We start from the raw sequence: 16,842 nt of genomic DNA, 5'->3' as shown, positions 1-16,842 counted from the left end.
TGCCTGCTTCTATATTTATTAATGTATGTAATTATAATTTACTTCATCAGTACTTTAAACTGTTGTTGTACATTATTCATTTTAACGGTTAATAAAAGTATTTGATTATGTGCTTTTAATTCCCCTAAATCTAATGATAATTTTTGGCTACCATCTACTTTAAGATTTTCGTAATTGATTAAGTTTCTTCCTAAAATATCATTGACTACTATTGAAACATCGGTATCTACCGAAGAACCAGAAAATTGGAATGTTACGTTTCCTTTTGTAGGATTAGGATATAACCTTACCTGTTTAATAAGGTCTTGATCAATAACACTCAATGACTCATCCTCCCCGATATTACGGTCTAACGCAAAAACTATAGTTGCAGAGGCGTTAAATGTAATCTCATTTCCACTAGCATCTACCTGCGACGTATTACTTCCGCTAGGATGTTGCACAGAAAAGAAACCATATTTATAATCTGGCGTAAAGGTTAAACCAGTAGGCTCTGAACCTGAAGGCATAGACGCAAACAAGTCTACATTTGGATTACTTTGCGTATGATCTGGACGCACAACCCATATATAATTTTTACCTCCATCTTGAAGTACCCAAAGGTTTCCTTTGTCATCAAAAGTTAAGTTATCGTTACCGTCTGCCCAAGATTCTGACTGTGTTCCATTCTCAGAAGTTACATCATAATTCATTCCACCTACAAAGGTTTCAAAATCACTTAACGTTTCTCCATTATCGGTAAAACGATACACACGGCTTAAACCTTTAGCAGCAAAATAAATTTTACCTGTTATTGGGTTAATTTCGACATCTTCTACACCGTTAAAAGCTGTACCTCCAAGATTTCCTGCAATAGTACTTAAATTGTTTCTGTCAGACTGTGTATCATTAGGAACTTCAATCCAAGTTCCTGTTGAAGAACTAGGGTCGTTACCAGATAAGGCAATATCCATATGTAAAACATATACCGTACCTTCAGTCAGATCTCCAGGTGTATCCATAACATATTTATACACACAATGTGTTCCTCCATCTTCTCCGTAATACGCTGTAGTTCCGTCATCGGTAATGACAACATTTTCATGATTCATTCTTCCCATTGCCCATAACTTATCTTTTTGGCCATCGTTATCATAATCTAAAACAGAAGCTGTTACTGGATCAATCTCTACTAACCATCCTACATCTTGGTAGCCATCTCCATTCACATCTCCAGAATTTGTACTTTCTTCTGCAGTAACCACGGTTCCCCAAGGTGTGATACCTCCAGAACAGTTACGTGTTGTAGTTACTAAATCTGTACTGTAAAAATCTACAGCCTGACTTTCGTCAACTTCCCAAAGTTGCGTTGTGGTATTGAGATTAATATCTAAGATAGATACACCACCTGGTGTGTTTTCATGATTGACAGATAAATACCCTTTCTCACTACTCCCTTCTATAGCGACATAAGCTGTAAAGTCATTTGTTCCCGGCATATTACCTCCACCTAAAGAATATGGGTCACCTTCTTTCATAACCACCTGAAAATTATGTTCTGGAGACAAAATCAAATTACCTGTTTGCGATGTAGGTGTTATAGACGTTAAACAACTAATATGTTCCTCATCACAATCTATCGCTAGATCTTGTGTGTTCTGAATATACAAATCGAAACGTGTATCCGAACTTGACGCATTTGCTTGATGAATTTCTACCGCAATACGGTTAGTCCCTTCTACAAACATGTCTTTTGCAACCGTAGACGTATTGTAAATATTTTCACTAATTCCATCAACAGCACTACTTGCCGTAGTCTGATAATCTACAGTTCCTGTTGGCATATTGTCCCGCAACACTTCCGCACCATTAATATAAATAATAGCACCATCGTCTCTACGTAATCCTAATTCCACCATATCTGTTAATTCACTTAAAGACACTTCAATATCTTTTATGTAATATGTTGTAATGTATTTAGTACTTGCATCAGGACCATATGATACTTCTGTATTTACAGGATCTCCATAACCAAATGGCGCAAAACCTCTATTCCAAGGAATAACATTATAGTCTAAGGTTAACCAATCTGTTCCTAAATCTGTGCCTTCATCCAAAACATACCATTCTTGATCTTTATGTAAAGGATAGTTTGTTACAACAAGTGCTGGTAAGGTATAATCCACTTCCATATCAAAGCGAACATCTGAACTTGTACCGTTAATTTGGTGTACCTCTACAGCTATTACATTTTCTCCATCTTGAAGTAAATTAGCCGTCTCAATCTTAGTCCAAGCACTTTCTGCATCGCCACTTATTTCTCCTGAAGCATACGTTTCGTAAGTAGCTTCACCTTCAGACATATTTAATCTAAAAGCTTCCGTACCATTCACATAAACAATAGCACCATCGTCATACATCATATTAAAAACTAGATTACCTATAGCATCTACATCTTCAACATTAAAATTATGACGGAAATAATAGGTTGGGTGTTTAGCTGAAGCATCTGTACCAAAATCTAAAGTAGTACTTTCTACACCATCTCCATAACCTAGAATAGCGTTTCCAAATAACCAAGAACTATCATCAAATGCTGATGCTGTCCAAGTTGTTCCTAAATCTTGACCTAAGTCATTGTATTTCCATAATCCACCGGATACAATAGGAAAACTTCCTATAGGATATTCATTGATATTTTTCCAAGCTAAATACAACGGAACTTCATCATTAAAAGCAACATCCTTAAACGTTATAACATTATTTTCTTTTAACCCTGATGCGACTATCTCTACAGTTGTTGAAGGATCTCCAGATAATAAATAATACTCATTAGCAATAAGTTCTACTTGATTTAAATTATCGAATACTTTTGAAACATCTACTTTTATAGAGCCTGATGCTATAAATAGTGGATCTATTTTCCATCTACTATTTAAATATAATGTATCGGTTGTTGTAGAACCTAAAATAGGTAATATATCATCTCCTGTTTCTTTACTAAATACTATATTACTATTATAGTCTGTTATAGCATCCGCATAATACATCCCATTAGAATTGTCATTTTTGAGGCTCCAATTTCCTGTCACTTCATGGTTAAAAGGAGCATCCACTACCCTCACCGGACTAGTTGCTGGTACAATTTCTGCATCTGAATATGACACTTCGGCTACGATGTTACCAGAATTAACAAGATAGCCACTATCGTCCTGATTAAACGTATAATTGAATGCTAAATCTACATTTGTATCTAGACGTGTTTGGTGTATATCTGCTATAATCTCTTCTTGGCTTTTGGCTTTTGTCCAAATTCTCAATTCATCCATTATGGACTTTGTTTCACCATTATAATTAATAGTTCTACCTAAAGCAAAATCCCAAGTATTATTAGAAACATAACCATCAAAAGCATTTGTTGCTTTTAATTCACCATTAACATACAATTTTAATTCACTATCAAGAAGCGATACTGTGACCGCTATATGATTCCACTCTCCAATTGTTAATGCGTCTCCTGATTCCGCTTTATTCCAACCAGAACCATTAGTCCCAAAAACTGCGTTAACAGAATTATTAGAAGGTAATTCTAGTGAAAAACCTGTAGAATTGCCATCAATTCTTCCATGGTTAGACAATAATGGGACATTATCTCCAGGATCTTCAGTTAATTTGGTCCAAAGCTCAATAGTAAAGTCTCCCGCCAAAATAGGCTCAATAGTGCTTGCAGGAATTAGAGCTTCGTGTCCTCCCTGGAGGTTAAACGCTCCTCCCTGTGCAAGAATTGCAGAGGCAACATCAACTTGGTATGCGATAAAATAAATACCATTACTAATCTCGACATCATTAAAAATTACCACATTGTCTATAGTTGTTGCTGTAGAAGCTACAACTTCATAAGCTACTTCAGGATCTCCTTTAATTAACAAATACTCACCAACAGTCGCATCAATCATCTCTACATTTTCAAATACTGCCGACAAGTCAATAGCAATATCTGTAATCGTCATATTCATAGCATTAACATTCCACCCACCTGCGATATAATGCGTATCATCTTCAATTGCATTAGGCAGATTTAATATGGAATTGTCTTGATTTCTACCAAAAACAATGTTTTCTATAAAACTACTTATAACACCATCTACATACATTCCGCTGTCAGTTTCATTTGCAAAACTCCAACTTGCAGAAATCACATCTTGAAAATCTACAATAGGTTCTGCTACTGGATTCGTAGCAGCTATTATAGAGGCATTAGCATAAGTCACTTCACTTACATTACTGCCACTATTTTCTACAAATCCGTTGTCATCCTGATCAAAAGCATAATAAAAATGTAAATTTTCGTCTGACACATCTATTACATTATGCATATCTGCCACAATTTCTTCTTGTGTACGAGCTTCCGACCACATACGAAATTCATCTACAATGTAAAGCACTTGACCTCCGTAATTTAAACTTCGCCCGAAAGCAAAATCCCACTTACTATTTGGTGCATAGGTAGAAAATGCTGTAGTTCCTTCTAAGTGCCCATTAAGATAAAGCTGAATCTCCCCATCTGGAGTAGTACTTATTGCAATGTGATTCCATTCACCAATTTGAATCGCTGTTGAAGTAGTGACTTTAGTCCAACCAGAACCATTCGTACCATAAACAGCACTTAACGTATTATTGCCCTCCAACTCTAAGGTAAATCCTGTAGAATTACCATCGATTCTTCCATGGTTAGAAAGTATTGTTTTATCACTAGGATCTGTTGGTAAATTTACCCATAGTTCCATAGTATGCGCCCCTCCTAGAATAATTTCAGGAGATGTATAGTGAATTTTAACATCATGACCATCTAATAAAGCTAAAGCACCTCCTCTTCCAGGGACAAACTCACCCTCTTCCCAAGCTAAATAATAAACAGATTCTTCTATATTTACATTATAAAAAGTAATGCTAGTACCATCAAAAGTACCTTCATCTACTATATGGAATTCTGTTTCACCTTCCTCTTGTTTTAATAAATAATAATGACCTGCTACCGCCGAAATTGCACTGGCAAAATCCCCCACTGTCGCTTCTAAATTAAATTTAAATGTTGCAAATGGAGTATTTAAAGGATCTATTTTCCACCCCCCCTGCAAATATTGGACATCAGACATGTTTGGGACTTCCGAAATTTTTGAATTAGCTTGTTTTCCAACAATAATATTGCTTGAATATAAAGTAATATTATCCGAAAAACTTAAACCGTGATTTACACTACTATTATATTTACTCCATTTACCAGAAACAAAATCTTGATATATTGCCGGAATATTCCCTATAGGAGATGTTGCAGACGTTAATGAGGCCGAGGAGATATCCATTTCATAATTAACAGTACCTGCACTAACAATAGTTGTTCCTGCTTCTGTTGCAGGTGAAAAATTGAAATATAATGCTAATTCCTCTTCGTCACCTACTAATGGATAATGTAAAGATTTTGAAATTTCTTTAGCTGTTAAAACCTTACTCCAAATTCTCATATCGTCAATATCACCTTGCAACGCACCTCCATAATTAGGACTGTGTCCAAAACCTAATCCAAATGTATTGGGATAATATCCGTTATATACCATTTCGGTAACGTACACACCATTAAGGTAATATTTAATATTACCTCCTACTTCTGCTGAAATGGTGATATGATTCCATTCGCCAACAGTCCAGGCATCGCCTTTATTGTCTATTTTATTCCAACCAGAGCCATTCGTACCCACAACAACATTTAATTTGTTTTCCGATGAAAACTCTAAAGAAAGTCCTGTAGAATTTCCATCGACTCTACCGTGTGTAGAAAAAATAGATGCATTACTCGCTGGATCTGAATTTAATTTGGCCCAGAATTGAATCGTAAAATCATTTGCAAATAAAGAATTTGAGATATCCGATGGTATAACCGTTTTCTGATTACCAGCCAAGCTTAACATCTCACTTCGATTGCTCTTTACCTCTGCATTTTCTAAAATATCGTTGTCTGAAATTAGTCTTGCATATAATTCTAAATCATCCATGCTTCCCACAAACTGCTTACCTTCAATGTTATTTCCAATTTTAAAATCTGAAGATGATGCTGTTGGAGACGATATATTATTCCATGTTTGAATTAGGAACCCATTATAGTATAAGGTTAATTTTCTTCTTACATTGTCGTATTTCCATGTAATATATGACCAACTATTTTCTGAAACACTATAGTTGCTCTCATGAGTTATATCTGTAGCATGGTCTTTATAATTTAAGTTTCCATTATTTGAAATCCCGAATGAAACCCCTGAAGTTGCTGTCGCATCTGAAACTATAGTTGCGCCATTAGATGCTAAATTACTTGGATTTACCCAAAAACTTAAGCTATAGGCTTTATCATAAAAGTTTAAAGCTTTAGATGCGGAAATAGAAAGCGCTGTATTTTCAGAAAACACTAAAGCACTATTTAATTTATCATCTTTATCTGTTCCGAAATTATAATTCGATCCTTCTAAAACATGATTATATTCTGAATTATCTGTGATAGCATTAGAAAAATCTAAAGATAAATTATGTGCATCCGAGTTTTGACTTGTTAGCATATCTTCATGTACTACTTCTTCAAAGAAAGTATCACCATCAAAACCTACATATTCAAATTTTATTCGTCTATCCCCTGCTTCTCCATATACATTTGTTCGCATATATCCATGCTTCACACCTGTTAAGATATCATTAGAAGCACTATAATTTACGCTATAATTACCTGCTTCTCCATTTCCTCCAATATCAGAATTTATATTACCAGACATAATATCGTACATTGGATATTTAGTATCTCCATCACGTACCATGAAACGTTGATCATGAATATCTGCGCAATAAGACACCACTCCATTTATATTATTGGTTTGAATAAATTGCAAGAATTCATCAGCTTGATTACTCACACTAAAATTTCGACCTCCAACCTCTCTAAATGTTGGGGTTCCATTAACAATAACCTTAAATGTGGCTTTAGAATTAAGTAACCCTTGTTTTAACCACTCTAATTGCTCATCTCCAAAATGGTCTGCTGTACCATCTCTATAACTTCTATTATCAGTTAAGAAAAACTCTACATCCTTATAAACATAAGACGAATGTAAACCTTCACCTTCTACAGTACTTAAATATTCAGGATTTGGCCACCAATCCTTAAAGATATCGCGCATTTCTGGTAATGTAGCCATTGTTTTATCGAACTCATTAGGTCCAGTATCATGATTATCAGTTATAGATAATTGTGGCATAGCCATGGTTAATTGATCATGAAACTGTCTGTAAAACATATAACGGTCAAATGCCATATCTTTATTCGCCCAGTCGTCTATAGCATCAGGACATTCTCCATTTGCATGTTGCAACCCTAAAAGGTAAGTCGCATCACCTAGCCAAACCATAAGATCAGCATCCTCAGTTGCCATATGGTTAAACATCTCAGGATCACCATTAATATGTGTTTTAGATTCTGGTACATCTACACAACGAGATGTATCGTAAATTCTTCCGCATCCTCCAGCTAAAAACTCAAAATCATCAATAATATTTTGACCATTTGTTATCGAAGAAGTTCTTGCAGATGCACTACCATTAATTTGCAAACTAGCAGTGTAAGTTTCTCCCTCGGTTAAATTGTCAAATTCATAAGATCGTAGATAATACCCTAATCTGTCATCAGAATTAAAAACCGTTCCAGATAGCTCTGTAGCATGAGCTTGGGAACCCGTCATAGATAAGGAAAGCACATCTCCAGAACCTGTATTCTCTTTAGTTAGTACCCAAACTCTAACCTTGTTTTCATAAACAGGACTAAACATGGGCCCAAATACTAAAGAATCTCCTGGTATAGCGGTCTGAGCTTTAAGCCCAAAACTCATACATAGAGAGAAGCATAGTAAAATAAATAGTAATTTTTTTTTCATTTTGGTTGCGTTATTTTTTTAATTATTAAAAATATTTGACCAAAAGTAGATTGAATAAATCCGTTGAATTTTAAGTAAAAGTAATTTGATTGTTAAGCTTACTTAGTAATTTAACAGTTGCTTAACAAGCATATATTAGCAAAAAACAACTAGAGATTAGCTAGAATAAAACTAAAACCTATTTATTACTTTAAAAAACTTATAAACACAACGTTACATATATACTTACAACTTGCAATACGTAAAACTTAGGTTAAGACAACCTGCGTTTTCTTCACAATAAGTTTACAAATAATATTTAGTTAGAACTTTCAATTGGAATATCATTTAAAGACGTCATAAAAGCTATAATATCTTGCATTTCATCTTCTGTTAAATTTAAAGAATCCGGTGCTAACGTCTGATTTGGAACCTCATAGGATAAACCAATCCCTTGCGCACCACCTAAATTATAAAACTCCAACACTTCGTCTAAAGTATTATAAGCTCCATTATGGAAATATGGTGCGGTTAATGCCCCATTACGAACAGTAGTCGTTTTAAATGATTTATTAAAAATATGTTGGTTATCTTTACTTAAACCGTTTTTTATACGTCCAGGATCTGCATCGACGCTATAAGAACCTGGACTTTCCAAAACACCTAATACTTCGCTTTCATTTTCTTGAAATAACGGAGGTACTAATCCACTAAAAGTTGGAGCAAAATGGCAAGTGGCGCAATTCGCTTTTCCCATGAATAAATTAAAACCTCTCTTTGCATTACTACTAAGGTTAGAAGTTTCTCCACGTATGTATTTATCAAAATCACTATTGAAAGATCTTAAGGATATGATATAAGATGCTAAAGCCGATGAAAATTGATACCTATTTATGGATTCTGAATTATAGATATCCTTAAATTGATTTTGATAGTCTTTATCGGTATTTAATTTTTTTACAATCTCTACAATACTGGTATTAAACTCTAGGTGATTATCGATAACATGTTCAGCTTGATCTTCTAAATCAAAAGCTCTTAAGTCGTAAAAATACCGATCCGAAAAGACTGAATTTATTAATGTAGGAGAATTTCTATCTAATCTTTTTCCAACAATACCTGCTTTCGACGTTCTTTCCCCATCAGAATATGCGAGATTAGGATTATGACAAGTCGCACAACTCATTGTATTATTTTCACTTAAGCTTTTATCAAAGAATAATTTTTCGCCTAACTGTCTTAATTCCGGACTATCCTCTTCCTTTTTTAATAGGCTATAATAATAAGGATTCAAAAAATCGTCAGCAAATATATTATCACTTAAAGCATTCCATGATGGCGTCTCATTATATTTTTCTGCTGATGTTGGTATCTTTAACTCCTTTTGAAGAAATAACAGTTCTTTATAAAGTGGATTTAAATACGATTTTATAAAAATCAATCTATCGAACGTATCAAAATCATCATGTCTTTTAAGAAACAGTTGAGTGTCTTTAAATAATTTTTCTAAAGAAGGCTTATGGCTCGCACTAACATTAATTAAGGGTTGTAAGATTTCTTCTAAGCCATATAAAGATGCAGAGGCTTCCTCTATGGCGTTTAGAGAACCAGGTGTGTCAAAACCTGTTATTCCTTTACTTAATATTCTAATTACATCTAATCTAGACAATTCAATAATTTCGAAATTAAAATAAAACTTTCTTAATACTAGTCTGTCTTGTAATATTTTAAAAGACACCTTAAGTTTTGCTGTTAATTTTAATAATTCCACTTTAGAATTAAATGCTTCTTCAGAAAATAGTAATTCGTCTATGCGCTGTAAACCTTCAGGTGCCAATATGCTAAATTCTTCACCACTATAGTGACCTGCTTCCAACATATCTAAAGGCAAAGAATTTTTGTAATTCTCTATAGAGCCTAGATAGTAATTCCCGTTTTCAAAATCTGGACTAGTTGACAGCGGTGACACATGATCTAATGGAGCTCCATTAATATAAGCATTTATATGTTCTGGAAAATAATACGTTAAAACACCTTCTATTCGTTTAAAGGATTTTCTTGTGATCAGACTTTGATTTTGAACTTCTTTTAAAGATTTCTTAGACGCCTCTAAATCTTTAGCAACTGTATTTAAAAGGTCTATTTGCCCCTCCAATTTCTTTAACTCTGAATCTACGAAAATTTTATAATAGTCGTTAAAATCAGTGGAAATATAGTTACTGTTATTTTGGTTAATAAATCCAGATATTCCAAAGCCAAAACTGCCAAATATTACTAAATAACAAAGCGGCTTATGTAAGATGTTTACGAAAAACTTCATGTTATTTATTTAATGCGGGATTATCACTCAATGCTTTCATAAATAACACTAAATTCTCTTTTTCTTGATCTGTTAAAAGCAAAGGATCAGATGGTAATGTCTGATTCACAACCTCTAATCCCAAACCAGCACCTCCACCTTGATTGTAAAATTCTACCACCTCTTCTAAAGAACTATAAGCACCATTATGAAAAAACGGCGCTGTGTACAAAGTATTTCTTACTGTAGTTGTTTTAAAGGATTTTTCGTAAATCCAAGCTTCTTCTTTATAAATACCGTTTATAATTCTTCCTCTATCCGCATCAACACCCTGAGCAGGCACATTTTCCACATTTAATACACCTAGTATTTCACTTTCGTTTTCATTATAAAATGGTGGTACCAGACCTGAAAACGTTGGAGCAAAATGACAAGTTGCACAATTTGCTTTCCCCATAAATAAATTAAAACCTTGCTTTACTTCTTCAGGTATGTCTTCAACTTCACCTCTTGCATATCTATCAAATTCACTATTAAAAGAACTTAAAGACAATACGTACGACGATAAAGCTTTAGAGAGATTTTTGCGTGTAATTCCTTTTTTCCCAAAGATAGCTTCAAAATCTTTTTGGTATCCATTATTTTCAGTTTTCAACTTTTCTAAAATTGAATTATATCCCGTATTAAATTCTGAAGGATTAAAAATAACGTGTTCCGCTTGTTGCTCTAAAGAAAATGCTCTTAAATCATAAAAATAGCGATCAGCATATACCGCATTTAATAGTGTTGGTGAATTTCTTAAGACTGTTTCTCCTTGGATACTACTCATTGATTTTGGAAGCCCATCTGTAAATCCTTTTTCGGGCTGATGACAACTCACACAACTCATATTATTTTGACCACTAATATGCGTATCGTAAAAAAGTTTTTCTCCAAGATTTCTTAAAGCTTTGCTATCTTCGCTTTTTGTAAGTTCTGTATAACTATAAGGGTTTAAAAAGTTGGCATCAAAAATTGATTCACTATCTCTATTCCATGCGCTTATATATTCTAAATTCTTATCTGGATTTTTAGATTGAAAATATTTTAACTCTTTATATAAGGGATCTAAATAGTGTTTTAGAAATTTTAGTCTATCAAAACTTTCAAAATCATTATTATCATTTAAAAATGCAATAGATTCGCTGAAATGAGCAAGACAACTTTTATAGTTTTCTTCAGACTGATGATTCGCATACAAACTCTTAAAAAAGGACTGCATAGCCTCTAAAGAAACTTTTGCTTCTTGCATAGCATTTAAAGATCCTGGTGTATCAAACCCCGTAAGTCCCAGAGTATAAATTCTTACTAGTTGCAAACGTATAACGTCCATGGAACTGTCCTTTTGTACTAGGTCTGCGTAAAGTCGATCGTATAAGGTTAAAAACTTACTCTTTAATCGTTTAGTTAGACCATAGACCAAATCACCATTCTCTAAAGCTTTATCTGAATTCACCAATTCATCTAAAACCTGTAATCCTTCCGGCTCTAGGACCGAAGTTGTATTTTCAAACTCTAAGCGCAATAAGGGAGCTCCATTAATGTGCTTCTTAATATATTCAGGATAATGATAGGCTAAATAAAATTCAATGCGCTTGTACTGCAATCGCGACTTAGTTACAGATCCCTTTAAATCCTCTAAAGTTACCGTTCCCTCTTGATACATTTCTGCAATAGCATCCATTTCTGAAAAAATCTTATAGGTTTTAAGTAATTCATTCTGAATAAAAGCATTTTGTAAATCCTCTTTATTTTTAGAATTTAATGAAAGAAATAACACTAATAGAAACGCACTACACACAACAAGAAAAACTCTGAAAAGAGATATTGACTTAAACATTTACTTAATTTATAAGTCAGCAAATGTATTAAGGCTACGTCAATTGGTAGTCAACCCTAGGTTAAGAAATGATTATTTAAAACCCCACCACATGCTACTTATACTATTGTTTTTACTTATTGTATATACTTGTTTCAGTTTAATATAAGCCGTTTTAAATAATATAGTTCACAGACTAAAACCTTAACAAAACACATTATCTAATTAAATATTCACTATAACCAAGTAGTTAGATAATTCGACTAGATATCCTTTGGATTTAATATAGCCCCTTATACACATAATAAATTCTTTGAATGAATAACAATCCAAGTCCAGTTATCAAAAAATCAATTAAAGAATATATTTTAATCCTCAGAAATAGGATTAACAAGTAAATTTCATTATAAATAAGCACCCTAATATGTGTTCGAAAGATGCTTTTAATTGCAAATTAGGAAGTAAAAAGCAAGAAGATGCATTGGCTTACCCGTAATTATATTTATGAATGATATTTTTAATTTAAGTTTCGGAATTTTCACTTTATATTTGTGATTATATAACTATTAAAATTATGCTTTTCCAAAAATAGTTGTATTCCATTTAGAATTATAATCAAATTTATAGGCTATACTCAATATATTTTTATGAAGCGATTTCGGAAAAAAGTATATATGTTTACTCGGGTTTTAGCTATAAAACCCTCTCGGTTAAAAGACTGATAAGATTGATTAAATGAGAAAGAATAGTCTTCTTTAATAATGTACCCAGCATTTAATTGATAAGAAAATTCTATGTCGTCAAATTTAAATCACTTAATAAGTGTTCATTTTTCGCCATTGATACGAGGATTACTCGGAATATGTTCTCCGTGCCAATTGTAAACTACATCAATTAAAGTATCTATACTTTTGTTATTGTATCTGTTATATGATGTATTTAAACTAACATTCAATCATCAATAAATAAATTCTTTTGTATATTTTAAACTACTGATAAAGGATTTACTTTCGTGCATTACAGCACCATAAACTATGGCTAAGGTTGCCCCGTTTTGTATTTCGTTATCATCTGAAGAGGCAATGACTTCTAACAATAATTCATTTGTATAGCTTTTGCTTAAAAGTCCTGCTGAAATTCCCCCCTGTAATCGACTTATACCTATCATAAAAAACATCTAGCGTTAGCTGTTTCTAAAACGTTGCCATTAACATCTGTAATATCTGCTAATACGTTGTAGTCGGTTTTCGGGTAATAGTTCAAATTTGCTCTAACAGTAAAATTCGATTTTTTATTAGTAAAAGCACTATTTAATAAGCATTGGTGCATGTTAAATGATACATAGGAATATAAACTATCGAAATAATTATGCTCCTCATTGGTGATAATATTAACCGCATCTCTTATTGCATCTGTAACTAACTAACAAGAAACCACTCCTTCATTTAAATTTATCTATTTTTTTAATAGTGTTTACAGGAACACTACCTAAATTAAAGAATGCACCAAAAATATCCAGAGGCACCCCATTAAATAAAAAATTTAACTTGATTTTCTTTAAATCCATTTAAAGAACCTATGGCTCCATCTTGTAAAATTCTCATGCCTGAAACACGATCTAAACTATGTTAAGCATTTGTAGTGCTATTTTGTAAATCTTTAGAAGGAATAGAGGTTACATAATAAGATTGTTCATTTATAGTCCGGATTTTAGATTTTTCCGTTAACTAATCCATTCTTATTTACTCAAGTTATGAAGTTAGGTTAAATTAACAATTTTAAGTGTCAATGCAGCATCAATACTTATTTCTTGTGTGGTGTACCCTAAAAAACGAACTTGCATCGTGTACTTTCCTAAACTAACATTTTGCAAAACAAATTCCCCCAGGCATTAGTTACAACTCTATTCTACTCGTCTTTTAGTTTAACAGTAGCATCTTCTAAAAGTTCTCCCGATGCTGAAATCGCTTTTCCTTTAATTGCCAAATTGGTTCGATCATAATTTACATAAAACAGTAAAGTATATTAATAAAACTAATACGATAAACCTTTATATTAAATACACTACTTTAGTATAGTCCTTATTTTCTTTTAAGAAAATAAATTAAAATTAGTAATAGACAAATCTTATTTAGATTCACTATACATAAAAATACATTAATTTTAAAGAGAGTTATCACACCGCTTTACTTACTTTTTACTGACTATATCAAGGTTACTATAAGTTAGTAACTTTAATTATTGAATCATCGAATAGTATTTTCAACATTAAATTACTGATAGTCCACTATATATTAAAATATAATTTAGTTGATTACATCATTTTCAATTATATTTTCATTTGTTACCTTATTTGGTCGAGGTTTTCTATAAATATATTGACAACAATATTTACGTTTTTATGCCTTTTTCATACTGATAAGCTATTTAAGAAGGCATATGTGGCCAATTCAGGTTATGGAGATAGTTTAACAATACGAACTCTAACCACGATTTTCGATTTGAATTACAATGTACGCATTTATATCAATTTGAAGCCTTAACGCTGTATTGAAATAATTTCAAACTAAACATGAGTGCTTAATAGTCTATTCAATTTACAGAGATTTATTTAATATATTTGGTATAAATATAAGAGATATAAATACACCAGTGTATTTATCCCTACGTTGTACACCATTTATGCGAACGACAATACACACTACTAAAAAACTTGAAAAGTTGATTAAGAAATTAATTTCAACTGACGAAAAAACTGAATGTGGAATACTTGGAAAATGGAACGCAACCGTATTTTATGTTGACAGAAAAAAATGCTGGTTAATCACAAACGGAAAAACAAAATATAACGTAATATTGACTGACATTAAATCAACGGATTTAAAAAATATTGAGCAAATTTTCAAAGAGGCTTTATACACGCAATTGACTTACGATGGAATAATAACCGACTTTGACTATTTAAATTCTATAATCGGAAAAATTGACTTTTTGCCAACTGACAATGACCGAAAAACAACTGGATTTCAAAATGCAAATTTACAGTCACTAGATTGGTGGAAAGCGGAATATGGAGAATTAAAAAATATGCCAATAAAGGACTTGACAAATCGACTAAATAATATTCCAATTCATATTGGAGAGAGTAAAAAAATGTCTGATTTTACAAAAGCACTAAACGAAATGAGAAAAATAATAAATGAATAAAAAAACGGTGTACAACAATGTATAACCGCAATTACGGCGGATTCGACTACGTCCGAATCCACTCGGAATAGCTAAGGTCTGTACCAACCCGAAAATTAACGCATATTAACCCGTAACTGACGGTTATACGAGACCGTTAGCACCAATACGGAAAAAACAAATAGAATAAAAATATGGGACAATCTATCCTGACCTTTATAAGTCATTCCTCAGATGACAAAATATCTTTAATAGAACCAATAGTAGCGGATTTAGAAAATTGCTACATAAATGTTTGGTTAGACAAACGAAAAATAATGCCTGGTGATAATTTAAGAAAATCAATATTTCGAGATGGATTAGATAAAGCAGATGTAGCATTAATTTTCTTTACAGAGAAATCATTAAAATCTTCTTGGGTTGATAAAGAAATCAAACACGTTTTAAGAGAAGAAAGTAAAAAAGGCAACAACTTTGACTTAAATAAAATTATTTCAATTTTTGATTCTAAAGAAACATATGATGAAATTTCATCAAGATATCCTGAATTAACAGATGACTTGATGCATTTAATGCCTATTAACTACACCAAAGTCCAATTAGGTCAATTAATATCTGCTATTTGGAGTAAATATCTTTCTTTACAAGGTGGTGATGTAGAAGTACAAAGACAATTACTATCAAAAGAAAAACAGATTTTTCAGAAAGAAAAAGAAGTACAACAATTAAAAACTGAATTGGCTGATTTAAAATCAAAAAATTCTAATATTTCGCAGATTGAGGAATTTGAAACTTATTTAAATTCTGGTAAAATTGATTTATTAATACAAAATAAGCATAAACTTTTAGAAGGAGCTTGGATTGATAGAGATGAAATTGATAATCTTTCAGAAGCAAATGCTTTCGGATTAGTGGAGGATAACCCTAAAAATGTTACTTATATACAGGCATCTAAAAAAGGAAAAGAATTTTTCAAATGGTTACTGTTAAATAAAAAATAAAGTACTGGTGCTAACACAGTATATAAAAAATTGCTGGTTTTTTACTAATTCAAAGTTAGTTGCTCGTTTGCTAGCTTCTGATTTTCCTTCGGAAAATCCTCGCACACAAACACGCAACTTTTCATATACGTAAACGTTGTGCTTAATTTGAGAAATGCAGAAAATATAGAACTGAATTATTGACACTTATCGTTGCGAGTTTGAGTTTAATATTTTTACTCGACAAGCCAATAAGAGATTATATTCCAGTAATTTTTGCAATTATTGGGTTTGGACGATTTGCAATTCTGACTTGGAAAAAATATTATGCATTAAGTGATAATTTAATAATAAATCATAAAAATTTACTGACCGAAAACCGAATTGACTTTGGACAAAGAGCTGGAATTAATAGAGTGAATTTTTTTGACCTAATATCAGAACGAAAAAAACTAAGCTTATCTGAAAAAGAAATTGAAAATGATTTAACCGAGCTAAACTATTTAAAAAATATGACTTTAATTTCATTTTTTGGGTTTGGAATATTAGGAATAATTTCTGTGATTCTGACTTAAAAAAAACTAAGCACAACAA

General features: G+C 32.3%; 7 protein-coding genes. 3 read left to right on the top strand and 4 right to left on the bottom strand.

Annotation, left to right across the window (positions count from 1 at the left end; all coding sequences use genetic code 11):
* Positions 1-38 precede the first annotated feature (38 nt).
* The 4 genes from ACKC83_RS10970 to ACKC83_RS10955 all read right to left on the bottom strand — a co-directional run bounded on the left by ACKC83_RS10970 (position 39) and on the right by ACKC83_RS10955 (position 13,250).
* Positions 39-7,946: a LamG-like jellyroll fold domain-containing protein gene (locus ACKC83_RS10970; RefSeq protein WP_434035511.1), complete on the bottom strand. Its 7,908-nt coding sequence runs from the start codon at positions 7,944-7,946 to the stop codon at positions 39-41.
* 298 nt (positions 7,947-8,244) lie between these two features.
* Positions 8,245-10,245, bottom strand: coding sequence for a cytochrome-c peroxidase (locus tag ACKC83_RS10965; RefSeq protein WP_434035510.1), 2,001 nt, complete (start codon positions 10,243-10,245; stop codon positions 8,245-8,247).
* 1 nt (position 10,246) lies between these two features.
* Entirely contained in the window at positions 10,247-12,103 is a 1,857-nt protein-coding gene (locus ACKC83_RS10960) for a cytochrome-c peroxidase (protein WP_434035509.1), read from the bottom strand.
* Positions 12,104-13,040: 937 nt separating this feature from the next.
* Positions 13,041-13,250, bottom strand: a complete 210-nt coding sequence (locus ACKC83_RS10955; RefSeq protein WP_434035508.1) for a hypothetical protein — start codon at positions 13,248-13,250, stop codon at positions 13,041-13,043.
* A gap of 1,514 nt (positions 13,251-14,764) precedes the next feature.
* Between ACKC83_RS10955 and ACKC83_RS10950 the strand changes: the two genes are divergently transcribed.
* The 3 genes from ACKC83_RS10950 (at position 14,765) to ACKC83_RS10940 (ending at position 16,823) form a co-directional block, all read left to right on the top strand.
* The gene (locus ACKC83_RS10950) at positions 14,765-15,289 is read left to right on the top strand and encodes a DUF6933 domain-containing protein (protein WP_434035507.1); all 525 of its coding nucleotides are present in this window, start codon (positions 14,765-14,767) and stop codon (positions 15,287-15,289) included.
* Positions 15,290-15,462: 173 nt separating this feature from the next.
* Positions 15,463-16,269 (top strand): toll/interleukin-1 receptor domain-containing protein, encoded by an 807-nt coding sequence (locus tag ACKC83_RS10945; protein ID WP_434035506.1) that lies wholly within the window; start codon positions 15,463-15,465, stop codon positions 16,267-16,269.
* 179 nt (positions 16,270-16,448) lie between these two features.
* Entirely contained in the window at positions 16,449-16,823 is a 375-nt protein-coding gene (locus ACKC83_RS10940; RefSeq protein ID WP_434035505.1) for a hypothetical protein, read from the top strand.
* Positions 16,824-16,842: the final 19 nt, after the last annotated feature.

Source organism: Formosa bonchosmolovskayae, assembly GCF_051016085.1.
Classification (GTDB): domain Bacteria; phylum Bacteroidota; class Bacteroidia; order Flavobacteriales; family Flavobacteriaceae; genus Formosa.
Note: the sequence above shows the minus strand (reverse complement) of the source record. Positions and strands in the feature narration are given on the sequence as shown.